The organism is Histidinibacterium aquaticum (assembly GCF_008710275.1).
Lineage (GTDB): Bacteria > Pseudomonadota > Alphaproteobacteria > Rhodobacterales > Rhodobacteraceae > Oceanicola > Oceanicola aquaticus.
Map to the genome: position 1 here is coordinate 66,649 of NZ_VYQE01000002.1, position 25,993 is coordinate 92,641.

At 59.2% G+C, this 25,993-nt stretch carries 25 protein-coding genes; 6 read left to right on the forward strand and 19 right to left on the reverse strand.

From position 1 onward, the window contains the following. Window positions 1-54: 54 nt before the first annotated feature. The 5 genes from F3S47_RS19315 to F3S47_RS05740 form a co-directional block, all read right to left on the reverse strand. Window positions 55-396 (reverse strand): hypothetical protein, encoded by a 342-nt coding sequence (locus F3S47_RS19315; RefSeq protein ID WP_191090086.1) that lies wholly within the window; start codon window positions 394-396, stop codon window positions 55-57. Window positions 397-454: 58 nt separating this feature from the next. Beyond that, entirely contained in the window at window positions 455-871 is a 417-nt protein-coding gene (locus F3S47_RS05725; protein WP_150444298.1) for a response regulator, read from the reverse strand. Next, entirely contained in the window at window positions 846-4,325 is a 3,480-nt protein-coding gene (locus F3S47_RS05730) for a chemotaxis protein CheB (RefSeq protein ID WP_150444299.1), read from the reverse strand. The genes F3S47_RS05725 and F3S47_RS05730 overlap by 26 nt, the downstream gene beginning before the upstream one ends. A gap of 362 nt (window positions 4,326-4,687) precedes the next feature. Continuing rightward, the gene (locus F3S47_RS05735; protein ID WP_150444300.1) at window positions 4,688-5,776 is read right to left on the reverse strand and encodes a histidine kinase dimerization/phosphoacceptor domain -containing protein; all 1,089 of its coding nucleotides are present in this window, start codon (window positions 5,774-5,776) and stop codon (window positions 4,688-4,690) included. Between the two features lie 87 nt (window positions 5,777-5,863). Further along, window positions 5,864-6,535: an SOS response-associated peptidase gene (locus F3S47_RS05740; protein WP_150444301.1), complete on the reverse strand. Its 672-nt coding sequence runs from the start codon at window positions 6,533-6,535 to the stop codon at window positions 5,864-5,866. Between the two features lie 263 nt (window positions 6,536-6,798). Here F3S47_RS05740 and F3S47_RS05745 point away from each other — a divergent pair, with 263 nt between their 5' ends. Next, the gene (locus F3S47_RS05745; RefSeq protein ID WP_150444302.1) at window positions 6,799-7,536 is read left to right on the forward strand and encodes a Crp/Fnr family transcriptional regulator; all 738 of its coding nucleotides are present in this window, start codon (window positions 6,799-6,801) and stop codon (window positions 7,534-7,536) included. A 39-nt stretch (window positions 7,537-7,575) separates the two neighbouring features. On the opposite strand, the gene F3S47_RS19320 is transcribed toward F3S47_RS05745, so the two are convergent. Then, window positions 7,576-7,737 (reverse strand): hypothetical protein, encoded by a 162-nt coding sequence (locus F3S47_RS19320; protein ID WP_191090087.1) that lies wholly within the window; start codon window positions 7,735-7,737, stop codon window positions 7,576-7,578. 172 nt (window positions 7,738-7,909) lie between these two features. On the opposite strand from F3S47_RS19320, the gene F3S47_RS05750 reads away from it, so the two are divergent. Continuing rightward, complete coding sequence (locus F3S47_RS05750; RefSeq protein WP_150444303.1) at window positions 7,910-8,278, forward strand: VOC family protein; 369 nt, start codon at window positions 7,910-7,912, stop codon at window positions 8,276-8,278. A 294-nt stretch (window positions 8,279-8,572) separates the two neighbouring features. Next, window positions 8,573-9,052, forward strand: coding sequence for a cytochrome P460 family protein (locus F3S47_RS05755; RefSeq protein WP_223877730.1), 480 nt, complete (start codon window positions 8,573-8,575; stop codon window positions 9,050-9,052). Between the two features lie 172 nt (window positions 9,053-9,224). Here the strand turns inward: F3S47_RS05755 and F3S47_RS05760 are convergent, their stop codons facing one another. From F3S47_RS05760 to F3S47_RS05790, 7 genes are all read right to left on the reverse strand, one after another. After that, window positions 9,225-10,202 carry a calcium/sodium antiporter gene (locus F3S47_RS05760; protein WP_150444305.1) on the reverse strand — a complete coding sequence of 326 codons (978 nt, stop codon included), beginning with the start codon at window positions 10,200-10,202 and terminating at the stop codon, window positions 9,225-9,227. A 238-nt stretch (window positions 10,203-10,440) separates the two neighbouring features. Then, complete coding sequence (locus F3S47_RS05765; protein ID WP_150444306.1) at window positions 10,441-10,809, reverse strand: SPW repeat domain-containing protein; 369 nt, start codon at window positions 10,807-10,809, stop codon at window positions 10,441-10,443. A gap of 15 nt (window positions 10,810-10,824) precedes the next feature. Beyond that, the gene (locus tag F3S47_RS05770) at window positions 10,825-11,085 is read right to left on the reverse strand and encodes a hypothetical protein (RefSeq protein ID WP_191090088.1); all 261 of its coding nucleotides are present in this window, start codon (window positions 11,083-11,085) and stop codon (window positions 10,825-10,827) included. Window positions 11,086-11,390: 305 nt separating this feature from the next. Further along, window positions 11,391-11,627 carry a TFIIB-type zinc ribbon-containing protein gene (locus F3S47_RS05775; protein WP_150444307.1) on the reverse strand — a complete coding sequence of 79 codons (237 nt, stop codon included), beginning with the start codon at window positions 11,625-11,627 and terminating at the stop codon, window positions 11,391-11,393. Between the two features lie 64 nt (window positions 11,628-11,691). Then, window positions 11,692-12,789, reverse strand: a complete 1,098-nt coding sequence (locus F3S47_RS05780) for an FAD-dependent oxidoreductase (protein ID WP_191090089.1) — start codon at window positions 12,787-12,789, stop codon at window positions 11,692-11,694. Window positions 12,790-12,902: 113 nt separating this feature from the next. Then, the gene (locus F3S47_RS05785; RefSeq protein WP_150444309.1) at window positions 12,903-13,871 is read right to left on the reverse strand and encodes a LysR family transcriptional regulator; all 969 of its coding nucleotides are present in this window, start codon (window positions 13,869-13,871) and stop codon (window positions 12,903-12,905) included. 94 nt (window positions 13,872-13,965) lie between these two features. After that, on the reverse strand, window positions 13,966-15,144 hold the full coding sequence (locus F3S47_RS05790) for an NAD(P)/FAD-dependent oxidoreductase (RefSeq protein WP_150444310.1): 1,179 nt from the start codon (window positions 15,142-15,144) through the stop codon (window positions 13,966-13,968). Between the two features lie 287 nt (window positions 15,145-15,431). Between F3S47_RS05790 and F3S47_RS05795 the strand changes: the two genes are divergently transcribed. After that, window positions 15,432-15,938, forward strand: coding sequence for a thermonuclease family protein (locus F3S47_RS05795; protein ID WP_150444311.1), 507 nt, complete (start codon window positions 15,432-15,434; stop codon window positions 15,936-15,938). Window positions 15,939-16,169: 231 nt separating this feature from the next. Here F3S47_RS05795 and F3S47_RS05800 read toward each other — a convergent pair whose 3' ends face one another. After that, a complete protein-coding gene (locus F3S47_RS05800) occupies window positions 16,170-16,781 on the reverse strand; it encodes a YqaA family protein (protein ID WP_150444312.1) in 612 nt (203 codons plus the stop codon). Between the two features lie 172 nt (window positions 16,782-16,953). Between F3S47_RS05800 and F3S47_RS05805 the strand changes: the two genes are divergently transcribed. Further along, the gene (locus F3S47_RS05805) at window positions 16,954-19,464 is read left to right on the forward strand and encodes a cation:proton antiporter (protein ID WP_150444313.1); all 2,511 of its coding nucleotides are present in this window, start codon (window positions 16,954-16,956) and stop codon (window positions 19,462-19,464) included. A 262-nt stretch (window positions 19,465-19,726) separates the two neighbouring features. On the opposite strand, the gene F3S47_RS05810 is transcribed toward F3S47_RS05805, so the two are convergent. The 5 genes from F3S47_RS05810 to F3S47_RS05820 form a co-directional block, all read right to left on the reverse strand. After that, window positions 19,727-20,611, reverse strand: a complete 885-nt coding sequence (locus F3S47_RS05810; RefSeq protein ID WP_150444314.1) for a kinetochore Spc7 family protein — start codon at window positions 20,609-20,611, stop codon at window positions 19,727-19,729. Between the two features lie 698 nt (window positions 20,612-21,309). Continuing rightward, complete coding sequence (locus F3S47_RS19520; RefSeq protein WP_223877731.1) at window positions 21,310-21,636, reverse strand: hypothetical protein; 327 nt, start codon at window positions 21,634-21,636, stop codon at window positions 21,310-21,312. A gap of 96 nt (window positions 21,637-21,732) precedes the next feature. Beyond that, complete coding sequence (locus F3S47_RS19525) at window positions 21,733-22,134, reverse strand: hypothetical protein (protein ID WP_223877732.1); 402 nt, start codon at window positions 22,132-22,134, stop codon at window positions 21,733-21,735. Between the two features lie 64 nt (window positions 22,135-22,198). Continuing rightward, on the reverse strand, window positions 22,199-22,939 hold the full coding sequence (locus tag F3S47_RS19530) for an AAA family ATPase (protein ID WP_223877733.1): 741 nt from the start codon (window positions 22,937-22,939) through the stop codon (window positions 22,199-22,201). Window positions 22,940-23,683: 744 nt separating this feature from the next. Beyond that, entirely contained in the window at window positions 23,684-24,580 is an 897-nt protein-coding gene (locus tag F3S47_RS05820) for a LysR family transcriptional regulator (protein ID WP_150444315.1), read from the reverse strand. A 190-nt stretch (window positions 24,581-24,770) separates the two neighbouring features. Here F3S47_RS05820 and F3S47_RS05825 point away from each other — a divergent pair, with 190 nt between their 5' ends. Next, the gene (locus F3S47_RS05825; protein WP_150444316.1) at window positions 24,771-25,979 is read left to right on the forward strand and encodes a pyridoxal phosphate-dependent aminotransferase; all 1,209 of its coding nucleotides are present in this window, start codon (window positions 24,771-24,773) and stop codon (window positions 25,977-25,979) included. The last annotated feature ends 14 nt before the right edge of the window (window positions 25,980-25,993 follow it).

The following is a 25,993-nucleotide window of genomic DNA, read 5'->3' on the forward strand; positions in this document are numbered from 1 at the left end:
GCCTTCGGGAAGATGAGCTTGCCGGTCTGCTTCGAGACTTGCGGCAGACTGCTCTCAACGTGTTCGGCGCCCCGTCGTGATCTTGGTGGTAGTAGGTAGGGTGGAGGACGACGGCGCCCGGTAGAGCACCTCGACGTGTCCATCTGCGCTTTCGATCGATCCCTGATGACCCAAACGAACCTTCGCATTGAGTATCTCGTGGCGATATCCCGCATCGAGGCCTTCCGCCACGTGGGCCAGGAACGCCTTGGCGCTAGAACCGTGAAGCTTCTTCTCCGCTCCAGTTGCCAGGTAACAGCCGGTGTCCATTACCGTGCCGTTTCGCCTAGCAAAAGCGAAGCAGCTCAATGGGCAGGAGACGCTGCCACCTGCGAACGGCAGTGACTGCTGTGTCATGCACTCCCCGCTCCGATCATGATTTCGCCATCAGGCTAATCGGGCGAGTCCGATCTGGCTACAGTGGATCAGGCAGCCTCTCCTTGATTCCGAGCTCGGCAATGGTCGCCTCGATTTTCCGCTCGGTGGTCGGCTTTGGACAGCAGAGGGCATCCGGGTAGTCTTTGCTGACCTCCTCGAGACCGGCATGGCCGGAATGGAAAATCATGTGGACGTCGTGCTCGGCAAGTGCATCGGCCACGGGGAAGACATTGCCGTCAGTCAGACGGACGTCGAGGAGTGCGAGATCAGGCACGTTGCCGTGCTCGATCGCCTTCATGGCAGACTTCACGGACGGATATGTGCCGATTACCTCGAAGCCGAGATCCTGAAAGATGAACTCGAGATCCATGGCAACCATGGCCTCGTCTTCGCAAATAATAACGGTGCCGCGACCGGGCGCAGCATCGTCAATCGCCTTCGTGTCCTTTGCCATATTCCAGGATGGTCCTTCTGTCGTGGGAGGTCTGGTTCACATCGACGCTGCCGTTCAACTGTGCTGCAGCAATCCTGACCAGTGTCGCTCCAAAGCCTGCTCGTTCATCACGGACTTCGAACTCATTCTCGTAGATTTCGTTCCATTCGAGTGTGACGGTTCCATCATTGCCCTGCGACCAGGTCACCTCGAGACGCCCGTCGACCGGACCGAGGACGCCGTACTTCGAGGTGTTGGTTGCCCATTCGTGCAGCAGGAGGGCGAGGGACGTGAGTTCGGCATTCGAAACCGAGACATCCGGGCCCTCGATCCGGCAATCGGCGGCATCGCAATAGGGCTCCAGGGCAACGTCGATGACATCCTGCAGTAGGATCGCTTCCTCGCCCATCTTCTTCTGGGTGAGATCGTGTGACCGCGCCAGCGCGGAGATGCGATCCTCCATGCCCCGGACCATCTCCGGCACTGACTCGGCCTGTCGGCCGACAACCCGCAGCATCCCCGTGATGATCGAGAACAGGTTCTTCACGCGATGGTTCATCTCGCGAAGCATCAGCTCGCGGATCTGGGTCGCCTCGTTGGCCTTGGTGACGTCGAATACCACGCCAAGGAGCTTGGTGCTTCCGCCGGTCTCCACGTGCCGACCAACGGCCTGCAGGGTGCGCATCGCACCAGTGCGATCGGCCAGGCTGAATGTGAACTCGAACGGGCCGTCCTCCTTTCTGGAGGATGCGAAGACATCCTGAATCTCGTCCTTTTCAGACTTGCTCAGACGGCTCATGAGCTCACTGAGCTCGACGCTTCCGCCATCCGCCATCTGGGCATCAAGATGTCTACGGGCTGTCTCGTCGAGATCGATCACCTGCCGGTCAGCATCGAATTCCCACACTCCGAGCTCTGAGACCTTCAGGGCGAGCTTCAGGCGCTCGGCCTCGACATCGAGCGCATCGCGCAGGTTGGTGGACTCGGTCAGATCGGTGAAGACGAGGGTGGCTCCGTCCACCTGGTCGTCGTTGGTCCGGTAAGGCGTGATCAACAGGGACCAGATGCGACTGCCATCCGAGGATCGCTCACGGACCTGGAGCTGTTTCACTTCGCCGCTTTCCATGACCTCGGTCACGTTATCCAGCACGGATGAATTCTCGCGCAGTGAAGAGGTGATTTCCGACAGGGGGCGGCCCTCATCGGCTCCCTGGAACGGGTAGATGTCGAGGATCGCCTCGGTATAGGTCCGGATGCACTTTTTGGTGTCGACGACCACAAGTGGCAGGTCGGTCGAGGCGAAGAAATTGGACAGGTCTGCATTGGCCTGGGTCAGCTGCTCGACCTTGGAGGAGAGCTCGTCGTTGACCGTGGAAAGCTCCTCGTTCGCCGACTGGAGCTCCTCGTTCATCGACATCATCTCTTCGTTGGAGCTTTTCAGCTCCTCGTTCGCCGTCTCGAGTTCTTCGACGGTCGTGTAGAGCCGGGACTGCGTGTTCCGCAGTTCTTCCTCCAGGCTCTGGACGTGGCTTTCGCTCGGCTCGTAGTCCTCGATATCCTCGTCTTCGATCGGCTCGAACTTCGCTCGTTCGATAAACACCAGGATCAGGGTGCTGTCCGCCAGGGGATCGACGATCAGGTCGAACTTCTGGGAGCCGAACTCGCCGCGCGACTCCAGTCCACGGATAACCCGGCGCCTGCCGGGCGTGAGCGTGTCGCGAAGGATGCCAGAGAGAGGCTCCCTCAGGCCCTGGAGAGCGAGGGACTGGACGTATTGGTCATCCATCCGGCCCGGTGTCGCCTTCAGGTATTTCCCGAGCGAGCCTGACGAGGAGAGAATCTCGCCGTCCTTTGCGCAATGGATGGTCGAAGGCGCGTAGGTGTTCAGAATGCGATCGGCCACACGGTCGGGCATCAGACTGGACCTGCTCCTGCCGCGTGAGACAGGAACGGAAGCGCCGATTGGCTCTTTCCTGCCGCTCTGCTGCGACCTGAGATGGCTTGGGTAGTCGACGCTCCGCTGGGTTCTCTGGAAGATGCGGGCGCGGTCATCGACCGCCGTGAAGAGATTATCGAAGCGGCCGATGGTCTCCGAGGAACCGAGGAACAGGTATCCTTTGGGCCTCAGCGCATACTGGAAGGTCGGCAGGGTCGCGTTCTGCAGCTTGTCGCCGAAGTAGATCAGCAGGTTCCGGCAGGAGATCAGGTCGCAGCTCGAGAACGGCGGATCGCGGGTCACGTTGTGGATCGAGAACCGGATCATGTCCCGGATCCGGGCCGGGATCTGGAAGTGGCCATCCCGGGCGATCGTGTAGCTGTCCCGCAGCTCTTCGGGGACATCGACCATCGCGGAGAGCGGATAGATGCCCGTGCGCGCGTTCTTCAGCATCTGATCGTCGATGTCTGTGGCGAAGATGTTCACGTCCAGAGACTTCTTCTGCTTGCGCATCTCATCGGCGATCATGATGGCCAGCGTGTAGGCCTCCTCGCCGCTGGAACAGCCAGGCACCCAGATCCTGATCGGTTCGTGATCCTTCTCGGAGATCATGGGTGCGATCACCTTCTCCCGCAGTCTCTCGAACTGGTCGGGATCACGGAAGAAGCGGGTGACGTTGATCAGGAGTTCGCGGAAGAGGACTTCGGCCTCCTCGGGATCGTCCTTGACGCGCTCGAGATAGGAGTCCGCGTCCTGCAGGTTGAGGACCTTGATACGTCTTTCGATCCGGCGGACGAGCGTGGTGCGCTTGTACTCGCTGAAATCATGACCGGAGGTCGTCGACAGGACATCGCAGATCTCGTCGATATTGTCTCGAACGGCTTCCTGGAGCTCGGTATCCGTCTCCGTCATGATCATGTGCGTGTAGTAGCCCTGCAGGGCGCTGAAGATCTCTTCGGGAGATCTGACGAAGTCGACGAGCCCCGTCCCTTGGGCCGCTTTCGGCATGCCGTCATATCGGGCGGTCTCCGGTGACTGAACGATGCAGACCCCACCGAACTCCTTGATCGCCCGAAGACCGGCGCTGCCGTCGGCCCCGGTCCCCGACAGGATGACGCAGGCGGCGTAGTGCCCCTGGTCCTCGGCCAGGCTTTCGAAGAAGTCGTCGATCGGGCGTCTCAGACCACGCGGTTGCGCAAACTCTGTCAGCTCGAGCTTCGCATCCCTGATCGTCATCTTATGACCTGGCGGGATGATGTAGACCCGGCCGCGCTCGACCGTTTCACCACCCGATGCCTGGTGGACTTCGAGCCGCGTCTTGCGGCTCAGGATCTCGGCCAGCAGGCTTTCGTGGTCGGGATCGAGGTGCTGGATGACGACATAGGCGAGATTGCTGTCCGGGTCGGCCATGGCCAGCATGTCGCCGATGGCCTCGAGACCACCAGCGGATGCGCCGATGCCCACGATGCATAGACGCGAGGCATCCACCTCGGCGGCCCGGGCCGACTTTCCGTCGGACTGCTCGTTCTCGATGTTCATTGGTCGTCCTCGTGCAGCGAGAGCTTGGCGATGGTGGTGGCGGAGCCCGCATTCATTCCTGGGCTACTCCAACAAGTAGTACGGCTCGAAGGTTACTGCATCGCTTGCCACCGGTGAGCCGGTGACAGTGCCTAAGGCGTCGTGCACAAGCTCCGACCTTCGGACGCCCAAGTAATATGTTGGGCGGACCATGGATTTTAGATGCTGGGCGCTTCCGCCGCAGCATTGCAGGGAACAAGCGTACTTGCCGACAGGTTGTAGAGAGTAACCTGGAAGGCCCCCATGTAAGACCCGCTGACTATACTGGCCTTTGCCATCTTGTTCGGCGTGCTTGCCTGGTGGATGGCCACCAACGGCATCCTTTAGTTCTCACGTAGTGGCAGTATAGCGCTAGCTTTGAACCCGCTCTCGCTCCGGACCACCTCGAATGTGCCGCCGCAGCTTTGCATGGCGGCTTCTGCGACCCGCAGACCGAGGCCATTGGCCGAAGTGAGCGCATCGACATCGACCCCACATCCATTGTCGCGGTAGTCTACGTGGAGAGCATCGTCCTCCAGCGAGACTCCGCAGGTAATCCTGCCGTTCGGCTCCTCATCGAAAGCATGCTTGATCGAGTTCGATGTGAGCTCGTTCAGCAAGGTGCCGAGAGCTGCGGCTGGCTTTCCCTCGATGAAGACAGAGGGACCATCGAACTCGACCGCAACGTCTTCGACAACGGCAGCCACCTCGTCGGCAACCGCCTTCATGATTTTCGAGACATCGACCCGCCCGTCGTTGTCCAGCTTGTAGAGCTGCGTGTGCAGTCTTGCGACGCTGTCGATCCGGTCCCGGATGTCGGCGAGCGCGGCGCTGACTGCCGGGTCAGTTGCGAGCCGCGACTTGATGCTGGCGATCGATGCCACGCTCTGGAGTGAGTTCTTGACGCGGTGGTCGACCTCCTGTCGCAGGATCGTCGCCTGATCCAGAGAGCGCCGAAGATTCAGCCGGGCCATGACCTGATGAGACATCACCTGGATGAGTTCCTTCTGGAACTCCGTGAGTTTCCGGGGGCGCCGATCCAGGATGCAGAGAGTTCCGATTGGTAAACCGTCCTCGGTCTTCAGCAGGGCACCTGCGTAGAAACGCAGGCCGTCATCGTCGATGCAGAGTGGGTTGTCTGCCAGGCGTGGGTCCCGAAGGGTGTCCTCGATCTCGACGAAGTCCTCTTCAAGGATGATGTGCGCGCAGATCGAAGTGTCGATAGGCGTAGACCGAACGCCCAGCCCGGTTTCGCTCTTGAACCACTGGCGTTCAGCATCGATGAAATTGATGACACTGATCGGCACGTCGCAGGCTTTCGCGACGAAGTTAGTGATCTCGTCGAACTCGGCCTCGGGCTCGGTATCAAGAATGGCGTAGCCATTGAGTGCAGCAAGCCGGTCTTGCTGAAGCGGATGATTGGCAGCGCGCATCCGGACCTCCCCCTAATAGAATCACAGGTCAGTATTAGCACTTGGTACGTGACGCAATGAAACGACCGCCGGATCTCGTGATGATTGCTACGATGGCTCGCTTTTCATGTCCTCTCCCTTGTCGAGAACTTGCATCTTCTCGGCCGGGAAGACCTTCAGAGCCTCGAAGGCTTCGTCCGGTGAGCCATCCATCCAGGTGGTCTGGGCATCCTCCGGCAGGATCACCGGCATCCGATCGGGATGAACCGGCTTCACCAGCTCGTTCGGGGTCGAGGTCACCATCGTGTATGTGTCGATCTCGACATACTCGTCACGGTAGTTGCCCTTGAAGCGGTTCCAGAGGCCCGCGAACACGAAGGGCTCCGGCTTCTGCTCATCAGTCACCGAGAACCAGTAGAAGGTCGCGGGCTTCTTGCCCTTGGCCTCGCAGAAGGCCGTGGCCGGGATGAGGCACCGGCGATCCTCGAACGACTTCTTCCAGAAGCGAGAGCTGCGGATCTTGTCATCGCGGGCGTTGTTGATCGCCTTCGGAAGGATCGGCTTGCCGGTCTTCTTGGAGACCTGCGGCATCAGGAAACCCCAGTGCGCGGTCACCAGCTCACGCTCGCCGTCTTCCCCGGTCCGGCAGACTACACCATCGTAGCGCGGAAAGATCGCCTTCATTGGCTCGAAGTTGCCCAACCGGTCCCGCTCGGCCGCGACCTTGAACAGGTCCCGCATGGCGTCCTGGGGCATCGTGTTAGAGTAGAGATTGCACATAGACGAAGTCTCCCAGCGACATCTTCAATGGGTCATTTATGGACCGTAAGTCGCTCTCCTGGATCAGTTATGACCCACGGCTGCCCCTGGGTCGATGTCAGAGCGGCGAGAGATGCCGACGGTGATGATCTGGGGTGCAAACACGTTTCATGATCCAGATCAGTGCATGTTCGTCCTACTCTCACTACGTACGACTGGAGGCATTCGAGCAGTCATTTTCATAACAGGCGCGCAGGACACCTGCATGTTTTGGCGAGGCTCACATGCTATCGAACAAGACCTTCATCCCGGAACGGAAGTCGCACTGCCTGGATTTCGTTAGTCGACACTTCGGCCTGTGCGCGGAGCTCGATCCGAACGCGGCCCGGTCTCTGGCAGCAGTAACTCGTCCGCTCAGCTTCACGGCCGGAGAAGCGATCTTTAGCCAGGGTGATCCTGCCGATAGGATCGGGATCGTCACCGAAGGGATCGTGAAGATCGTCGATCTCACCCAAGATGGCTCCGAGCATGTGCTCAGCCTTCTTTCGGCTGGGGATATCGTTGGCGAGATTGGCACGTCGGAGAACCAGCTGTCCTGGGAGGCGGCCACCGATGTCAGCATCTGTGGCTTGGAGCGACCCACCTTCGAAAGGCTTCTGTCCGAGCATCGATCTCTGCTGGAGGCATTTTCGGCCGCCACTCGTCGGCAGCTTCAGAAGGAGCGTCTATGGGCATCGTCCATGAGATCGAGGAAGACCCAACAACGCGTTGCAGTGTGGCTTTACACCCAGCTGCCGCAGGAAAGCGGAAAGACCGAAATACGGTTGGCCTTAAAGATAAGTCGACGAGACCTCGCCTCACTTCTCGACATGTCCGCCGAGACGCTTTGTCGGGTATTTCACACAATCACGGATTTCGGCGCTATCCAGATGCCTTCACCCGACATGGTCGTCGTCAAGGACCGTCGTAAATTGCTGCAGGTCGCGAGAGGCAGATGTCCGTCGGTTTCGGCAGTCGCATGAAGATCACCGTATCCTCCTGAGCGGGCAGGGGCCGGATGCCTAGCTGATCAGGGCATTCACGATCGGCGGACCGAGTGTGACAAGATGCAGTCCCACGAAGCGGATCGCAGCGCGGCCCATCGTGGGCTCTGAGCGATCGGTCTGTAGCAGGGAGCTCCCGGCGAGGTAGAGCGAGGTTCCGATTTTCTGAGCCGTTTCCATTACTTGTCGTCCTTGGTCGCGCCCTCGTGTCGCGAGGTGAACAGGGCCAAGGCATCGCAGTTCCTGGTGACGCTAGGTCGCATTCGGGACCGTCGTTTCGCATGGTTTCGGTGATCAGTCCAATATCGCCGCCGTCGTGCTATGCTCTGCCGAGATACAGGGAGATGAACACATGGACCTTGGGGCATTCTCGATCAGCCTGGCGGTGAAGGACATCCGCAAGTCGATTGAGTTCTACGAGGAGCTCGGTTTCACCCATAGCGGAAACCCGGAGGAGAACTGGGTCATTATGAAGAACGGGAACCATGTCATTGGCCTGTTCCAGGGGATGTTCGAGGGCAACATCCTCACCTTCAATCCCGGGTGGGATCAGGAAGCGAACGAGCTTGGCTCCTTCACCGATATCCGGGAGCTTCAGCGCACCTTGAAATGGCGAGGAATAGAGCTGTCCAGCGAAGCCAACGAAGAGACGTCCGGCCCTGCGAGCATCACGTTGAGCGACCCCGACGGGAACCAGATCCTCATCGATCAACACCGCTAGTTTACGCAAGCTTCTCGCGGATAACGCGAGAGCGTGGGTCGGTGGAAGGGGTACGAAATTCCTCCTCAATGCGAGGCTATCCGTCTTGGTTGGTCCACCGCTTGCCGGAAACTGCCGGACTTACAGATACTCAGCATCTCAAGCACTCCTGAAGAGTCAGCATCAAAGTAACGTGACTAGACCCAGCTTCGGCACAGGGTGTTCCCTTTGGTCAATCAAAGGGAGGCTGATATGCGAAATGCGATACTAACCGTAGCGCTCTGCGCTGCTGCCACTGCGGCGATGAGCCAGCAGATGGCAGGCACCGAAGAAGACCAGTCCTATGCGGCCGATCTCTGGGCCCAGATGGCTGACCTCGGTCTCGCAGGCGATACTGTCATCCGGTCGTTTCCATACGAAGGAGTTGAACCCCATGGCTTGATGCTCGAGACCTTCTATACCTCGGCCATGGTCCGGGGGCACAGCGGAGCCTTAGTCGTGAAGCGCAACTATGGACCGGAGGGCGTCACCAGTGACGAGGTCCTCTCTGATCCCGACGAGCACCTCGGATCGATTACGGTGATGTTCCAACGCGAGGACAGCTACGACCCGGAGACGAACAACTGGTTCTGGGCGAAGTATCTGCCCGACGGAACGCTTGACCAGAACCCAGCTGGAATGGCTCTCGCCGGATTAGTCGGCAAGGGTGCCGATGCGGGGTGCATCGCATGCCACCAAGGCGCCGGAGGAGAGGATTTTCTCTTCACGACCGATGCCAGGCTAACGGTGGACTGAGTCGTTCATTGCGCTGCTGATCGTGCCATCAGCCTCAAATACAGGAGGTTGGGGACGGGCCTAGCCGTTCCTCGAACGGCTCGGCTTGAGGTGACCGGGCACGCAGGTGATGAGCCTTCAACAAGTTCCGGGACAGACCATTCCAGAGCGATATGCTCGATGTTGCTCCGGGTCAGGGCCAGAGAACGTACAGGTAGGCAAGATATCCCGCCACCAAAACGGCACCTTCCCCGCGCGCGATCCTGAGTGAAGTGGCAGCGAACACCACCAGCAGAAGCGAGACGCCAACCATTATCAGGTTATCGAAGGTCACGATCTCCTGCGGCACGCGTGTCGGCGAGATCAGTGCTGTAGCGCCGCCGATACCGAGAATGTTGTAGATGTTGGAGCCAACGATATTGCCGAACGCCACGTCGCTCTGACGCTTCACAGCCGCAAGGACGGAGGTGACGAGTTCCGGCATGGAGGTTCCGACTGCAACGATTGTCAGCCCGATCACCGTCTCCGGGATACCGAAGGACTCTGCGATTGAAATTGCACCATCGACCAGGAAGCGCCCGCCTAGCACGACGAGCACCAGACCACCGAGTGATAGCAGAAGAGGCAGAAGAAGGCCGCCGGATCGTTCTGTCTTGGGCGCAACAGCGGGGTCGACTGCCTCGAGTGCTGCAGCCTTGTCGTATACCGCACCATGTTCGGAGGACCGGCTCTCCTGTCGGAACGCCACGTAGATGTATGCCCCGAGGGACGCGATAAACAGCAAACCGACAACCCGGCCCATCGGCACCAGGAAGGACAAGGCAGCGAAAGCCGCTGCCACACCGAGCATGAAAACGGCGTCTCGACGCAGGGCCGAGGAGGAGACGACTATCGGGAAGAGGATCGCAGAGAAGCCCAGGATCAACAGGATATTCGCGATGTTCGAACCAACGATGTTTCCATAGGCAATGCCAGGCGCATCGGTGAGCGCTGCCTGAACCGATGTTACCAATTCCGGTGTCGACGTGCCGAAGCCGACGAGCGTGAGACCGATCACGAGCGGTGAGACACCGAGGGTCTCGGCAACCTTGACAGCCCCTCGAACGAGCAAGTCGCCTCCCAGGATCAAGAGGGCGAGGCCGCCGAAGAGAGGAACCCAAACATCAAGCATACTTACAGTCCTTCCGTCTCACTAGCCGGGCACATCTTGTTTCTGGCGTAGTGCAACAGAGCAGTCGGTCAGATCAAGGTTCGCTGCCCCTGGCCTGCAAGGGCCGTAGCAGCAACAGTGCAAACTAAGGGAGCACGGGGCCAAGCCCGTGCTCCGATGGTCCTGAAATGCTCTGGTCATGAAATCATGTCTTTGTTCGGTCTGCTTGTAAGGAGGGCCGGTTTCCCGGCCCTCCGCTTCAATGGTGCGGGGTCCTGTAGTCGTCGCTTGGCCAGACCAGTTCGCCGACGGCGGCAAGCCCGATTAGAACGCCCGACGCCATGGCGCTCCAGACCAGAGCTGCAGCATCGGTGAAGCCGAAGACCCATGGAAGCGCGATCACACAAAGAGCCAGTGCGATGCCCAACCAGAGTTGCCACTCACGCTGTTCGAACAACCCGAGTGCCATGACCCCAATCGTGAGCAGTCCGGCAGCGAGAAAACCCCAAGTCGCCGCAGAGGCATTGCTTTCCACTTCAGCAGGGCCGTAAGGCAACATGAAAGGCGACGCGATCAGCCACAGGCCGACAACCCCGATAAGCCAATCCTGCCAGTTCAACCTGTTCATGGAAGGGCCCTCGACTTACTCGGTGTCTACCGCTTCCGTGTCCTCGGTTGCGAGAACGCCGTCTTCGATGCCTAAGGTCATCTCGTCAGCATCGAGCGTTTCGTCGGAGTTCGCGTCAAGCATCGCGAAGTCATCCTCGGACAGGTTGGGGTAGACTGTCTGGAGTTCCTGCAGGGACGCCATTCCGTCTCCATCTGTGTCCACTTCCTCCATCTGTGCGATGGCAGGGAGGGCCACGATGGTCGCGAGAAGAGCGCCTAAAGCCACTCGTCTCATGTCTTGTCTCCTTGAGAGCATTAAGAGCGGTCAACCGCCCGAACGAAAAGTGATCACTGCCAAGGGGACTTCAAGATCAGGGACGATAAAAAAGTAAATAAAACAATATCTTAAGTATAAGGTCCGCCCATCCCCCGCAGATCACGTACTGCGAGGTTGGAGCACGAGATATCTGGCGACCACCGGCCGCGCGAGATCAGGTGATATGACCGGAGCGGGTTATCAAGATATTCTAAGAGATACGCCGGTCCTCCGAAGGCCGATGGTCGGTGTCTTGGGAGTCTTCTCGCGGAGCAAATCCTCCATCAAAAGTCGAAGATCTCACCCAGCAAGCCACCCCGCTTCTTTTTGTAGGAGCGTGGCTCCGATCCTCGGTAGTCGGGTTCGGAACGCACCCTGGGCTCAGCGGGCTCAGTCCGCTCGATGATCTTGTCGAGTTCGCCTCGATCCAGCCAGACACCGCGACATTGCGGGCAATAGTCGATCTCGACGCCAGCGCGCTCGCTCATGACAAGCTGGGTTCCGTCCACGGGACACTGCATATGATCTCTCCCTTTTTCCAGAGACAGATCTGGGTAGCAGTGAATGGCTGCGCAAGGCGGGGGGTCATGTCAGAAGCATTCGGCGCGCTATGGCACGATTTAGAGGCGCCATGTTGCCGAGGGTGCCGAGGGCATTCAGAGCGAGGCTCCGACCGAGACCGGCACGCCTAGCAACCAGGCGTCTTGCTCTTTCGGTGAAGGCGATAATCTCTTGTCCTCTGACGTGACGGGACACGCTATAGCCTTCGTCGATACCTCTTTCGAGACGGTCGCCGATCAGCCGTTCTGCCCATTCTGCGGCGTCCTCGATGCCAAGGTTCATGCCCCGCCCCCCGACGGGCGAATGGGTGTGCGCGGCATCGCCCGCGAGCCAGACACGTCTACGACCGTAGGATCCGACTTGGCGAATTCCGATGATGAAGTCGCCCTCGCGGTGAACGCGGGTCACCGGAATGGGGACAGGCATCGCGGCAAGGGCGTCCGGCACAGACGCGACGGCGCGGAAGCGGGTCGGGCCGATCGGGATGACGAATATCGCTTCCCCGTCGTCTCTCAGGAAAACGCGAAAGACGCCGGGCTCCGACCATTCCGGAGCGTCTACGTCGGCGATCGACCACTTCGACTGAAGGTCGAATCCGCGCAGCTCCTGTCCGAGGTGCGCTCGCACGGCGGACCGCACGCCATCGGCACCGAGAACGTAGGAGGCCATATGGATCGACCCGTTAATCGTCGACCTAACGGCGTCTTCGGTCTCTTCGATGGAGTCCAGCCTCTGGCCATAGTCGACGGTAACCCCATGCGCGGAGAGGCGGCTTGCGAGTATCGTCTCGGTCTCATTCTGGGGAAGGCAGAACAGCCGGACGTGTGGATCGGGGTCAACGTCCATCCGGAGGGATGCCGCGCGCCGCGAACCGCTCCAGACCTCCAAGCGTCGGGTCGGTTGGGATGCCTCTCGTACAAGAGGACCAGCGCCGGATGCGTCGAGAATGTCCATGGCCCACGGCATGATCCCGACGGCGCGGCTTAGAATGGACGGGCCATCGCGGCGTTCGATGATCCGCACGGGAACATTCCGGCGAGCGAGCTCGAGCGCAGCGGTCAGTCCGGTCGGTCCGGCGCCGACGATGAGCACCGGGGTGTCCATGGGTATTCTGGTATTCACGGGAACTACATTCTTGGCTGTTGGCATCTCCCAGCGAAGTATCGACCCGAGCCGGTTGCTTCGAGCCGTGGCGGCGGAACGTTGTGTCTCATTTCCGGAACGGAAGAAGCGCCTTAGCCGCTGCCGACCTCGGTCAGCGCTTTCGCACGCGCATAGAGCATATCGAGCATTGCCCGCACCGCAGGCACCGAGGCGCGACCTGGCGGCATGACGGCAAATATCTCCATCTCGGGCCCCTGCCATTGTGGCAGGACTTCAATCAAGGCGTCGCAGTCGCCTTTTGATTGGCTCGCGATGCTCTCGGCCCAAAAACGTGGGACGAGCATCGTTCGTGGTCCTGCAGGAAGGACGCCCAGGGCGACGGTTGGATCGGTCACGGTCAGAAGGGGCGGGCGGTCCAGAGTCACTGTTTCGTTCATTCTGGCTCGTGTGAGCGTCCATACCTCGGGCAGTCCCTCCATGCGCACGACAATACGCTCCAGCGCTTTCACGGCCCCGGTATCATGGATATCCAGTCCATTCACTGCTTCTCGCTGGGCATAGAGACCCAGTCTGACCCGAAGGATGAGGCGCGCGACGAGCTTGGGATTCGACGGACGTCCAATCCTCACGGTGATATCATGATCTTCTTCAAGCGGATCGACAGGCTGCGAGGTAACGATGAGCTCAGGCCGCACACCGGGATGGCGTGCAATGAGTTCAGCGATCACAGCGGCGAGCAAGTGGCGAGATGCGAGTGCACTCGCCAGAATGCGTAGGGGGCCTGTCGGTTCTCCAGCTCGGGCGCGTAGAGCAGCCTCTGCTTCACGTCCAGCCGCAAGTGCAGAGCGGGCGGCTGGTATCAGCGACACGCCGAGGGAGGTCGGGCGTAGCCCACGACCGGTTCTGTCGAACAAAGGGGAACCGGTCACCGCTTCCAGCCGCGCGATTGCTCGGCTGACAGTCGCCTTGGGGAGGCCATGGCGGCGGGCCGCACCCGACATCGTTCCTTCGTCCACGACGAGAGCGAACACTCGTAGATCGTTCAGCTCCGCAGCTGGGGCTGAGTGGAATGAAGGAGTGTCGTCGTCGCCCGAGTTCATCTGGTAATGCCCTTGCGTCGGAGACAGTCTAGCGATGCGCTGTTCCGGTTTCGAGACAGCGTCGCCAGGTCGATGCCTGTGCTCCTGGATAGAGCTACCAACCGAAGGATATTGGCCCGTATTCCTCCGGCAGCGGCTTCCCGGACGCGACGTATGCGCCAAGACGTCCAAGTTCGTCGGCGCATTTGGCACCTGCACCGTTGCCTGCTGTCAAAGCCATGATGTGGTCAGTCTGGTGATAGATGAACGGCATGCCGGTGGGAGAATACGACGTGGCGCAGCTCCCAGTCGTGATTGATCGAACATCAAGCCCAGGCATCAGGCGCAGAAGCTGCTTTGCGAGGAAGTCACCTGAGGACCGGTTGCCGCTCCCACGGAACCACTCTCGGAGCTCCGCGTGGGTTTCGATCTGTATGTCTTCGAGGTCGCCCCCGATCTTGAGGTAGCTCTTGCCATCCGGGTAGCAGACAGGCGGGAGGATATAGGGTTCGCAAGAACCGTCGGGGGCGACGTAGACGATCGATGGCATCCCTTTGAGGCGGCGACACTCCTCCGGACCGATCTCGAGGAATGCGATAGTCCGCGCGAATACCTTCATCGGCAGCGGATCGGGGAGGAGGCCCTCAGCTATCGAGAAAGCGCCGCACGCGACGATGACCTTACCGCCAGACCAGGTTGTACCGTCCTTGCATTTGACGGCGACACCTCTGGCGTCTTCCATGACATCGAAGGCTTCAGATCGATGGAGGATGGCTCCGCCCGACACGGCAATGTTGATTTCCGCCCGTACATGCAGACGCGGGTTGATCCAGCCAGCACCATCGAGCTCGTATAGTGCGGTGACGCCAGTCGGGAACGAAAGATAAGGGAAGTGCGCCGCAAGCGCCTCTTCACGAAGCTCGAGATGCGGGATGGCATGGTCCTTTGCGACTTGCTTGGTCTTCGCGATGAAATCGCTGCCCGCTCCACTCTCGGGCCCAGCCATCATGGCCCCCACCGGCGTCAGAAATGCCTGCTTACCTCTGTGCTCGATCTCAGCGTAGCGGCGCATGGCTGCGTCAGCGAAGCGTGACCAAACAGGGTCTTCGTCCAATCGCCGAGTTATCCGGGCTTGATCGTAGTGGCTGGCAAACACTCCTTGGTGGCATTGCTTTTCAGATGGTTCGTCGGGACCAATGAGGGCGACCTTCGCGCCCATCTCCACGAGATGTCTTGCAGCGGCGCTCCCCATCATGCCCGCACCGATAACTATGATATCGAATGCTGAACTCACGGTTTTCGGTGCCTGCCTCTGCCCTGATCAACCGACGATGCTCCAGAGCCGCTCAGGATCCAAGGGGTGAACAGCTGTGACGATTGCCGAACAGAATGGGCCGCACAGTCCTTGTCGTGGCGTCTCACTTGTTCAATGAAGAAATGATCGACGGCCCAATGGTGCCGAGATGTAGTCCAGCTAAGCGGATCACCGGTCTGGCGGCATTCCCTAATCGTCTCAGCGGGGCCAAGATTTCGTCTGGTTCGCGGGGCAAGCATTATTCCGTGTCCAATGGATGAGTTGCCATGAGGTACAGGGGTAGGCGGACCGGGAGTGTCGTGAACCTCCGTCAGTCCACAGACGCGAAGGCCGTGGGACGGCGCGCTTACGGGACCCGTCCTAGAAGACTACGTTTCAGCCTCCGCCAGGCGAAGGTTGTCGCCATCCTCGCGATACTGGTGCTGGGTGCTCTCGGTGCATTGAACCTGGATAGCGGCTCCGACCAAGAAGTCACCAGGATCACGCTGGACAACTCCGTCCAGGGATCGGTGACCCATATCCGCGATGGCGACACCATCGAGGTCGCGGGGACACCAATCCGCTTTGAAAAGCTCGACTGCGACGAGACTGGGACCCCGTATGGTCGGATGGCGACGCAACTCATGCGCGAACTGGTTCAGGGACAACAGTTGAGCTGCACGCTGACAGGTCGCCGGAGCTACGACAGAATGATCGGAAGCTGCCGTCTGCCTGACGGCCGGGACCTCGGTGAGATCATGATCTCTGAGGGTGTCTGTGACAGATATCGGTGACGGACAGTCAATGCGAGGAGAGCCCTCGGGAACCCTCCCGCATTGAGCGCTGAGCTCGAAAGCTCCCGGATCACGGCGCATGTGGACCCAAGACACCGACCGGAACCGAGCCTACGAAGGCACCCGCACCCACAGGTCCAAGGAGGGCCCGGTCATGAGGTGACGTTGGCGTCAATCCTGTGATTTGTCCAGCCTGGATAATGTGCCATGGGATGGATGCACTAGATCGCCTCAGCGTAGGACGACCACAGCGGCAAGCACACAGGTTGCGGCTCCACCAGCGATGAGGAGCACCCGTCCTTTGTGCTTCTTCCAGAGATCGATCGTGCGTTCCCCGAAGAGGCGAACAAGCAAGCCCAGCCCGAAGTAACGTGTCCCTCTGGCAATGAGCGCCGCCAAGAGGAACCAGACGATGGGGTAGGCGGCCGCTCCGGCACCGAGCAGGGCGACCTGGAACGGGATCGGCAGGACCCCCACTGCAACGATGGCCCAGAAGCCGTAGTCATCGAAGACAGTGCGAAAGCGATCCATCCCCTCTGACCATCCCATTGCCTCGATCAAACGTAAGCCAAGGGTTTCGAAGAGAAGCAGTCCGACCGCATAGCCGACGAGCGATGCAATCAGACACCCCACGGTTACGACCGCCGCCGTGATCCAGATCCGTGACCGGTTGGCCGCCATGAAGGGGATCAGGATCAGCTCGATCGGGATGGGCACGATCAGAGTCTCGGCGAAGGACGCGCCGAAGAGCACCCATAATGCACGCTTCGACCGGCTAAGGCGCTCCAGCCAGCGCTTGACGCGTTTGCCATGTTCTTCGGTATCCGTGTCCGACAGGGTCATCTAGCGAGCTCCGCGCGCATCCAATCCCTATGGAAGCAACCGCCCTTGCACAGTGTTCCAGAGGAGAAGCAGGTGCAGAAGTGTGCGGAATGACAGAGAGATCATCGATTAACTTCCTCAAAGGTATAGTTGAGAGCGAACAGGATATCGACGAAGGGGCCGTACGAATTCCATGAGCGTTGTCGTCATCACCGCGATTATTGCTTCGCTCTTTCTCGTGGTCGGCCTGGCAGAACCGCTCGCAGCACGCCTGCGGCTGCCCTACAGCGTGATCCTGGCGATGATCGGGATCGTTATCGGGGCGGGCGCCAGCTTCCTTCTGCAGACTGAGCTGACGGACGCCTTCAACTCGGTCTCAGCAGCGATCCTGAACCTGCCGATACGGTCGAATGTCTTCCTTTACGTTTTCCTGCCGACCCTGCTGTTCCAGGTGACCCTCGGCATGAACGTGCGACGGGCGATGGACGACTGGGTGCCGATTATCGTCCTTGCCGTGGTGGCGGTCATCTTTTCCACCTTCGTGGTGGGCTCCGCGCTCAGCCTGGTCTCCTCCTTCTCGATCTATGCGTGCCTGCTCGTCGCGGCGATCGTCTCGACCACTGACCCGTCGGCCGTGGTCGGCATCTTCCGTTCCATCGCGGCGCCAAGGCGCCTGACACGGATCATCGAGGGCGAGAGCTTGATGAACGACGCCGCTGCAATCGCACTCTTCGGCGTTCTCATGGGCTTTGTCATGGAGGGCTTGCCGAACCCCGATCCAATCGAGGCCATCGCGAGGTTCCCGGTCCTATTAGCCGGAGGTGCCGCGATCGGCTGGCTTTTCGGCCGGATCGCCGTCTGGGTCATGTCGAAGTTCTCGCGTCATGAGCTCGCCCAGCTCTCGATCTCGGTAGCGCTCCCATACCTGGCATATGTGATCGCAGCCAACGGGGCAGGGGTTTCCGGCGTCATCGCCGTGGTGGCCGCCGGTCTGACGATCAATGTGACAGCACCATCCGCGCTCGGTCCAACCGCCTGGACCAACATGCGCGAGGTCTGGGATCTGCTTGCGCATTGGGCCGGGGCGCTCATCTTCGTGCTCGCAGCTCTCCTGATCCCGAGGCTCCTGGAAGACGTCACTTTCGTCGATATCGGGCTGATTACCGTCGTCGTCATTGCGGCGCTTCTGGCCCGGGCCGTCGTCCTCTACGGCATGCTGCCCTTGCTCTCGGCCGCGAAGCTCAGCCCCAAGATCGATACGCCCTACAAGACGGCGATCCTCTGGGGCGGGCTGCGCGGTGCGGTCACTCTCGCGCTTGCTCTTGCCGTTACCGAGAGCTTCCGTGTTCCGCCGGATGTCCGGCGCATGGTCGGCATCGTCGCAACCGGCTACACCCTCTTCACGCTTGTCGTGCAGGGCGGCACCCTTCGCTGGGTGATCTCACGCCTCGGGCTCGACAAGCTGTCGCCTATCGACAGGGCATTGTCGAACCAGGTGATCGCCGTAGCCTTGCAGAGCGTCCGGGAGGACGTCCAGCGGGCGACCGAAGACTATGATCTCTCCCGCGAACTCGTCCGATCTGAAGCGAAGACCTTCGGTGAAAGGCTCGAGGCCGCTGTCCGGGAGGCCGAGGACAGCTCCGATATTCTCGACAGGGACCGGGTCACGCTGGGACTCATCGCTCTGGCTGGCGCCGAACGCGATATCGCCCTTGAACGGTTCCGGGAGAGGGCAGTCTCTTCCAGGCTCGCCGACCGCATTATATCGGATGCTGATGCGCTGATCGAAGCCACTCGCACGGATGGCCGCACCGGATACCGGCGTGCTTCGCGTCGCGTGGTCGAACTCACACGTGTTTTTCGGTTCGCCGTCTTCCTTTACAACCGACTTGGCATCTCCATGCCCCTGGCGCGCCAGACCGCAGATCGCTTCGAGCTCCTCGTTTTCCAACGCCTCATCATTCGCGATCTCGACCGCTTCATCGACACCCGCATCCGGCGGATCCATGGGCGACGGGTCGCGGAAATCCTTCATGAACTCCTCGGACGACGGGCCGAGCTCGTCGACCAGGCGCTCGACGGGCTGAAGCTGCAGTATCCTGGCTACGCCGAAGAACTGGAGCGTCGCTTCATCAGACGGACGGCGATCCGACTGGAATATGAGGAATACAGCACGCTGCACGAAGAGGGCCTCATTGGAGACGAACTATACGTCGATCTCGTACACACGCTCGATGCACGGTTCGCCCAGCAGGACCGACGTCCTAAGCTGGATATCGCGCTTCAGAAGGCGGACCTCGCCCGCCAGTTCCCTCTATTTTCCGAGCTGGATGAGGCCTCCCTTCAACGGCTCAAGAAGGCCCTGGTGACGCGCTATGCCGAACCCGGAGAAATCATCGTCTCGCGGGACGCACCAGCAGAGACAGTCTTCTTCATCTCCTCCGGCGCCGTCGAGCTCCGTCGAGCCGGTCAGACGTATCGTCTTGGTCGAGGAGACCTCTTTGGCCAGCTCGCACTGTTGTCGAAGAGCACCCTCAGGACCGAAGTGCAGGCGATCGCTCCGACAACGTTGCTCGCTCTCGATGACAAGCGCTTCAGACGACTTCTCACGCGCAGTCCGGCAATCATGGAAGCCGTCCGAAAGAGCGCGGAAGAACGAGGGATCGCGCTGGACAGTCTCTACGTCGTCAGCCGTGGCGAGTGAATCCCGGCTCCTCTCGGGGTCAGGCGTTCTCCAGCTCCCGTTCGATCATTTGCCCAGTAGGCTTGCGCTTCCACTCGCTAGACGCTTGCTTGGTCTCGGGGGCTGACTGGTGTGACATCCCTTTGGCGAGAAATGATCAGTGATGAGCCTTCACGCCGATCCGAGGAAGTTGGACAGGCTGCTTCGTACGTCTTACGCTAGGTGAGAATTGTCGAAGGAGATGGAGTGGACGTCACCCTTCGATTCCGAAAGACGGCGCCAATCATATACCGCAGGAATTCATCGCATGAGCAGCGCGTTCTTCGATCCCTGACTGCCGGAGATCGACCTGCTGCCCGTCTCGGGAGAGCTCCTGGATATCCCTAAAAAGCATTCTGACGTTCGCCCGACAGCTCACGGAAGCCGAAGAGGGTTCCGTGAGCTCTGGCGGCTCCCACATGCGCAATTGCGCGATCACTTTTGATCGACATCCCTGATCCCCGATCGTCTCGCGACGGCCGCAAACACCTTGGAGTTCATCGATCGTATTCATCAGGCTGTCATGTACCTCGCTGGCTGACGCCTCGAGGAAACCGATCCGGCTCTGCTGATCGGCGATCTCGCCCCGCAGCTCTTCGATCTGCTTCTCCTTTTCCGCGACTTCTTCGGCGGCTCGGTCGGCGACGTTCTGAATATTTTCGGAATATTCCCCAGTCACGCGTTCGAGGTCAGCGACGAAGGAACGAAGGTTGCCGTCGAGGACGAACGGCCGGATCGCTTCATAGAGCTCTTCAGTACCGTCCATGCACGGTATGTTCTCGGACCTATCCTCGAAGAGAAGGCTTCCCCGGTCAGCTCCGATCTGAAGCAGCATGCTTTCGGTCTCGACGCGAAGCGACTCGCCCGCCAACTTCACTTCGGCCTCGGCGAACTGCCCTAGTCCTCGCCAGCCTTCGCCGTCGTTTGTTGGTGCGGCCTGCACAAAGATCGGACCGCCCAACATTTCGCTCTCGCAGATTATCATGATTTGCTGGCTGAGAGCATCGAACCCTTCGCCTTCAACGGTCGTAGGGCCCACATCCATGCTCTGGGCCCGAGCAATAGAGGAGTAGCCGACGTAGCCGAGTCCCGCGATTGCGACGATCCCGATGGCGATCTTCGATATCATGAGTTCCACCCTTCAACCACTTCGTCCGTTCTTCCTCGGTTCAGCGGAAACGTTGGACACAGTGTGGCCGAAGCTCGTTCAAATGAGGGCTCCGAAACCTCTTGAGCCAATCGCGCGTTTGGCCTGCTCGCCTAGCGGTTAGAGCGCTTGGTTCTCCAAGCCGGACGAGACGACGCTTCAACGGGCCTAATACACTGGCGACGCGCGACGCCGAACCCGGGGAGACCAACGACTTGCGCGGCGCCGTGGAGCTGGCTCGAACGCTGTTAAGTTGCTGATTTGCCCTGCGAGAACGAGCGGTACTACTTAGTCCGTAGTGGCTCTAACATGTGCTGGAACAGCCAAGACTTCCGAACAACGACAACCAGCATGCTCCAGTACTGGAAAAGTGCCAACGCTGATCCCTGGCGCCGTTCGTCCCGACCGTCAGCTCTGGGCCGGGAGCGTCAGAGGGTTTGGCCAGAGCCGTCGGCCTGGACCCGTCACACCGCCGCATGTCTGCTTTGAGCTCATATTGACCGCGCTGACGGCAGTCTGCTTCGCGCTTGCAGCATGGTCCGGCTCGACTTGGTCGGCCCAGAGCTGCCGTTGAAGCGATACCGGGTATGCGGCGGCGCGGTCCGTCGAACCGGACTTTCGCTGCGCGTGCGTCCTGCGGGTGCCGTCGGAGGCCAGGTGTGCGGAAAGAACGGATCGAGCTACCGAGGCTCGATAACTGGAAGAACGCCTTTCACAGCGTCTGCTATGCCGCTCGAGCTATTTGCCGAAACAACTCTGATAACCCAAGACTCAAAGGTTTCCCTTCTGGTCCCTTTCAAAACTGACGCCAAGGTTGCGGTGATCCCCCTTTTATTGTCGTAAAAGCGCAAAAGTGACTCCAAATCTCTCTGCTCTATGGCAGCCTTGATCTCTCGCGTTCGAGTTTCTACGATCCCAGAAATATCCAGATTTGCAGTGCGAGTATTGTAATCCCGAATAATTTCTTCACTTGTTGTTGAGCCTGAGAAATCGAGCTGCTTCAGCATGCGATCAATACGCCTTTGGCAATGGCGGGCGACAACCTTGTCAATCTTTTCATCGCTATCGAGTAAGCCGAATATTCCGTTGGAGACATCATCGAGCTATTTCTGTAAGTCGGCCCCAGTGAAGCCTTCAGATTCGGCAATCGCGGAGCATACAACTGGAAGTGCGATAAGATTCTCGACCTCCGATACAGGAATGATCTTGATTCCCAAGCCTTCAAAATAAGCCACATCCTCATCGCTGTAGTCATCGCCGTCCACGATGCCGGAACATGTTACCCGGGTCAGACTCGCATTGGCCCGCATTGAAACCACTGAATGGATTACTTCGGAGCAAGAAGATTTTGGAACAACTGTCCATTCTGGATAGCATGCGCGGTATATTGCGTAATCAAGGCTACCATGTGTGCCCTCCACAAAGAGGATGGGGCGCCTGCTACCCAAAATGAGTGTGACCAGCTCTTCTGGAAATCCAGTGTTCTCCGGAATCTCTTCAATCACCCAATGTGGTCGAGGTGAAAAATCCCGAATCACATATTTCTTTGCGGATCGTGCTGCCGCAAAATCAAGGTCGTGAGTAATATATGAATCCGCAATCCCTTCGAATGGCTTCTATTTCGTCCCATAGCTTCGCCATTATCGAGCGATGAACGTGAAGCTCTGGTTCATCGACGATCAAGACCGTTCCTTCCGCTGCAACCAGTGCTTGCCCTGTCATGTAAAAAATGGCCCTCTCCCCATCACTCATCTCTGAGGCAGGGTATGTTTCACCAACGCCACCGGCTGAAACCGTGATGTTATCCCCGGAGATGTGAAGTTGACGATGAGGAAGAAGTCGGCTCCAGATTTCAAGAAGCTTGTCAAACTTGGTGATCTCGAAGCTGTCTTCGTTATGATCTGCGCCCGGCTTATGCCGATGATAGGCTTTCAATGAGGTGTTGGATTGATCGGCAAAAAGCGCTTGGACGAGGTAATCAAAATCATTCAAGAGATGGGTCGCGCTTTTATCGCCCCATCTGTTGCCACGCCTATTTCTGACGTCAGCATCTCGGCTCGCGCTGCCGGTGTATCCAAACCGCAACCCGGAGAGCGCTTGCCTTTCGCTGATTTTTTGAACCTCAGGGTTCATCAAAAGTGCTCGATGTGCAGATACCCGGTGTGCCGCATCTTTCAAGCTATCTTCGATATAAACAGTAAGACGAGTTTTTCCACCACCGTTCGCGCCGACGAATATGACGGTCTCACCCGGGTCGAACTCTACTGAGAGAGCTTCACCTTGGGTTGGGATAGAAATATTGAAAGTCATAGTGCTCTGCGATTTTCTATTTTCTGGTGATGCTACCGAGGGCGTGAAGCCTTCACAACCGGCCCCGTTGCCTTTTTATACCGGCGCACCGCTGTTTAACGAGGTCAGTGCCGCTACGAGGCAACCCAACGACAACCGGCAGCACGAGATCCTCTATTACTGGTCATCCGCGAACATGTAGATCGTGCGGCGATTCACTTCCGCCGTGCGCGTCTCAGGGTCCGCATACAGCTCGAAGCCGCCTTGCGGCGGTGCAGCGCCAAGCCCGAGTTCGGCGTGGTCTGAATGTCTGCTTCCTACCTGGCAGCTTGGATGGCTCACTCATGCGGCGAAGGTAGGCTGTCTGCCCTTTTACGCATGCCCTCGCAGGCGCAGTGGAAACCGAGCGCCCGGAACGAAGGTCCGGAAAGTCCGCTTTGCCGACCCAGGTTTGAACTCGTACGCTGCTAAGTGTCTTTGTTGGAACTTCGAGAATCTGGAGGGCGCTTAGAGGGTGGGGCCTGGAAAGCGCGTCGCCTTACAACTCCCGAGTTGTCGATCGCTGCCCTGCGACCTGAATATCTGTCGTAGCGACGGCAGGATGATCGGACGTCATGCTCTGCTCAATGGTCGGGACTTCGTCGAAATCATGATCCTCGGAGGTGTGTGTGGCTGGCATCAGCAATGCCACCTAACGTCTCAAACCTCAGGGCGTCCACCTTATCGGCTCTGACTTCGGCTCGACCGGCGGCGTTCCTGTTCGCACTAGAAGAACGAGGTCGCAAAATCGACCTGCTCGGCAATCTGCTCACACAATGCATCGAAAAACGCGTCGCGGGCGGACTGCCGGTAGACGGCATAGTAGGCGACGGGAGGCAGCTCGGGCTTGGTCGGGATGATCTCGACTCGACCGCTTTCCGTTAGCGTCGACATGTAGCTCTTGGCTGCAATACAGAGACCCTTCCCGGCGACGACTAGCCCCAATGTGGCATGCTGGCTGTCGATCTTCACCGTTGGTCGGCGCGTCACGTTGTGCTTCTGAAGCCAAGACGACAGACGCGCAGAAAACCCGGAACGGCTGCCCTGCATGATGATGTCGTAGTCCTTGAGATTGGCGATCGGGATCGGCAGAGGATCGGTGATCCGGCCAGGCTTGGAGAAGAGCGCCACCTCAAGGTCAGATATCTTGCGGAAATTCACGGTGCGCGGAAAGTGCATTTCCGGGATCACCACGATGTCGAGCTCGTCGTCTTCCACCATCTGCATGAGATCGCGACTGAGCCCAATCGTGATTTCATATTCCAGATCAGGGCTTTGCGAAACTGACTGCTCAAGAAACGTCGGCAACCAGGTCAAGGAAGACAGTTCGGTCACGCCCATACGAACGGATCGCTTCGAGCCCATGGCATAGCTATCGGTCTCGAGATCGGCGGCACGGGACATCAAGTCTTTGGCACGCTCGAAATACTTCTCTCCTGCCTCAGTCAGGCTGGCCCTCCGCTTGGACCGATCGAAGAGGTCTATCCTTGATCCCGCCTCGAGATCACTGATGCGCTTGGACACCGTCGACTGGGTCAGGTTCAGCCTGCGCGCTGCTTCCTCGAAGGTACCTGCTTCGACGACGGCAACGAATGCCTCGAGCTGGCCCAATGTGATCCGCATCTTCCCTCGCTTGGCTTCCCGCCGCACTTAGTCAGGGGCGCAGCCAACCTGTCAACGCACCGCCGGTAGCCTTCCCATTAATTCCCCTAGGCGATGCTAATTCATCGAAAAAAATCGCTAGAAGTGAACTGTTCGGAGTGCTTGGGTACCCAGAACGCGTCTTCATAGACGGGAAAGCGGAGACCACGAGATGGAAGAGGCCATTCTCTCAGCGCGGGTCAAGGGCATTCAGCCCTCTCCCAGTGTTGCCGCCCGTGCCCTCGTCTCATCGCTGAAATCGAAGGGTCATGAGATCATAGGCTTGACTGTCGGTGAGCCCGATTTTGGCACTCCGATGCACGTCGTGGAGGCCGCCATCGTCGGCGCAACCTCCGGCAAAACCCGCTACACTGCAGGGGCCGGAATAGAGGAACTGCGATCGGCAATCGTCGACAAGTTCGACCGTGAAAACGGTATCAAGTCTGATCTGAACACAGTCACGGTCGGCACCGGCGCCAAGCAGATCATCTTCAACGCCCTGGCGGCGACCGTGAACCCCGGCGACGAGGTCCTGATCCCCGCTCCGTACTGGGTTAGCTACCCCGACATTGTGAAGCTCTACGGCGGCATCCCGGTCGTTCTGACGGGTGATCCGGATCATGATTTCAAGATCACTGGAGATGATGTCCGTCGCGCGATCACACCGCGAACGAAATGGCTGCTGCTGAACACGCCGACCAATCCTACCGGTGCCGTCTATACGAGGCAGGAACTGCAGGACATCGCTGAAGCTCTGCGACCGTACCCTGACATCCTCATCATGACGGATGAGATCTACGAGCACTTCACGTTCGACGGCCGGACCCATGTCTCGTTGGCCTCTCTCGATGACGAGATCGCCAGCCGCTGCCTGACCGTGAACGGGGTCTCGAAAGCCTTCGCGATGACGGGCTGGCGCTTGGGATACGCGACGGGCCCAGCCCAGATCATAGGTGCCATCAACAAGGTGACCTCCCAGAGCACGACTTGCGCAAGCTCTATCAGCCAGGTCGCGGCGGTGGCAGCCTTGAACGGATCGAGAGAATTTGTCGAAGCCATGGTTGAGGTCTTCGAGAGACGGCGTGGCCGTGCATGGACCCAACTCAATGCCATCCCGGGGATCGAGTGTGCCAAGGCAGAAGGTGCCTTCTACCTCTTCCCTAATATCATGAAATTGCTGGGGTGCTCAGCGCCCAACGGCAAGGACATCGAGAGCGATGTTGCTCTCGCCGAGTATCTAGCTGAGGAGGCCGGTGTCGCGACAATTGCCGGGACGTCTTTCGGGATGCCCGGATACCTTAGGTGTTCGCTGGCCATCGAAGAAAAAAAGCTAGACGAGGCATGCGCTCGCATCGCGCGGGCCTGCCACAGACTGTCCTGAAGCAAGGGAGCTAT

What these genes read in the sequence shown, in the direction of transcription:
- F3S47_RS05820 (WP_150444315.1), bottom strand. Translation starts at nt 24,580, where the DNA reads ATGCGGATCACATTGGGCCAGCTCGAGGCATTCGTTGCCGTCGTCGAA.
- F3S47_RS19530 (WP_223877733.1), bottom strand. Translation starts at nt 22,939, where the DNA reads ATGACTTTCAATATTTCTATCCCAACCCAAGGTGAAGCTCTCTCAGTA.
- F3S47_RS05760 (WP_150444305.1), bottom strand. Translation starts at nt 10,202, where the DNA reads ATGCTTGATGTTTGGGTTCCTCTCTTCGGCGGCCTCGCCCTCTTGATC.
- F3S47_RS05725 (WP_150444298.1), bottom strand. Translation starts at nt 871, where the DNA reads ATGGCAAAGGACACGAAGGCGATTGACGATGCTGCGCCCGGTCGCGGC.
- F3S47_RS05770 (WP_191090088.1), bottom strand. Translation starts at nt 11,085, where the DNA reads ATGAGACGAGTGGCTTTAGGCGCTCTTCTCGCGACCATCGTGGCCCTC.
- F3S47_RS05755 (WP_223877730.1), top strand. Translation starts at nt 8,573, where the DNA reads ATGGCAGGCACCGAAGAAGACCAGTCCTATGCGGCCGATCTCTGGGCC.
- F3S47_RS05750 (WP_150444303.1), top strand. Translation starts at nt 7,910, where the DNA reads ATGGACCTTGGGGCATTCTCGATCAGCCTGGCGGTGAAGGACATCCGC.
- F3S47_RS05765 (WP_150444306.1), bottom strand. Translation starts at nt 10,809, where the DNA reads ATGAACAGGTTGAACTGGCAGGATTGGCTTATCGGGGTTGTCGGCCTG.
- F3S47_RS05775 (WP_150444307.1), bottom strand. Translation starts at nt 11,627, where the DNA reads ATGCAGTGTCCCGTGGACGGAACCCAGCTTGTCATGAGCGAGCGCGCT.
- F3S47_RS05745 (WP_150444302.1), top strand. Translation starts at nt 6,799, where the DNA reads ATGCTATCGAACAAGACCTTCATCCCGGAACGGAAGTCGCACTGCCTG.
- F3S47_RS05810 (WP_150444314.1), bottom strand. Translation starts at nt 20,611, where the DNA reads ATGATATCGAAGATCGCCATCGGGATCGTCGCAATCGCGGGACTCGGC.
- F3S47_RS05740 (WP_150444301.1), bottom strand. Translation starts at nt 6,535, where the DNA reads ATGTGCAATCTCTACTCTAACACGATGCCCCAGGACGCCATGCGGGAC.
- F3S47_RS19315 (WP_191090086.1), bottom strand. Translation starts at nt 396, where the DNA reads ATGACACAGCAGTCACTGCCGTTCGCAGGTGGCAGCGTCTCCTGCCCA.
- F3S47_RS05730 (WP_150444299.1), bottom strand. Translation starts at nt 4,325, where the DNA reads ATGAACATCGAGAACGAGCAGTCCGACGGAAAGTCGGCCCGGGCCGCC.
- F3S47_RS05735 (WP_150444300.1), bottom strand. Translation starts at nt 5,776, where the DNA reads ATGCGCGCTGCCAATCATCCGCTTCAGCAAGACCGGCTTGCTGCACTC.
- F3S47_RS05800 (WP_150444312.1), bottom strand. Translation starts at nt 16,781, where the DNA reads ATGACCCTGTCGGACACGGATACCGAAGAACATGGCAAACGCGTCAAG.
- F3S47_RS05785 (WP_150444309.1), bottom strand. Translation starts at nt 13,871, where the DNA reads ATGAACTCGGGCGACGACGACACTCCTTCATTCCACTCAGCCCCAGCT.
- F3S47_RS19520 (WP_223877731.1), bottom strand. Translation starts at nt 21,636, where the DNA reads ATGCTGAAGCAGCTCGATTTCTCAGGCTCAACAACAAGTGAAGAAATT.
- F3S47_RS05805 (WP_150444313.1), top strand. Translation starts at nt 16,954, where the DNA reads ATGAGCGTTGTCGTCATCACCGCGATTATTGCTTCGCTCTTTCTCGTG.
- F3S47_RS05825 (WP_150444316.1), top strand. Translation starts at nt 24,771, where the DNA reads ATGGAAGAGGCCATTCTCTCAGCGCGGGTCAAGGGCATTCAGCCCTCT.
- F3S47_RS05795 (WP_150444311.1), top strand. Translation starts at nt 15,432, where the DNA reads ATGAGGTACAGGGGTAGGCGGACCGGGAGTGTCGTGAACCTCCGTCAG.
- F3S47_RS19320 (WP_191090087.1), bottom strand. Translation starts at nt 7,737, where the DNA reads ATGGAAACGGCTCAGAAAATCGGAACCTCGCTCTACCTCGCCGGGAGC.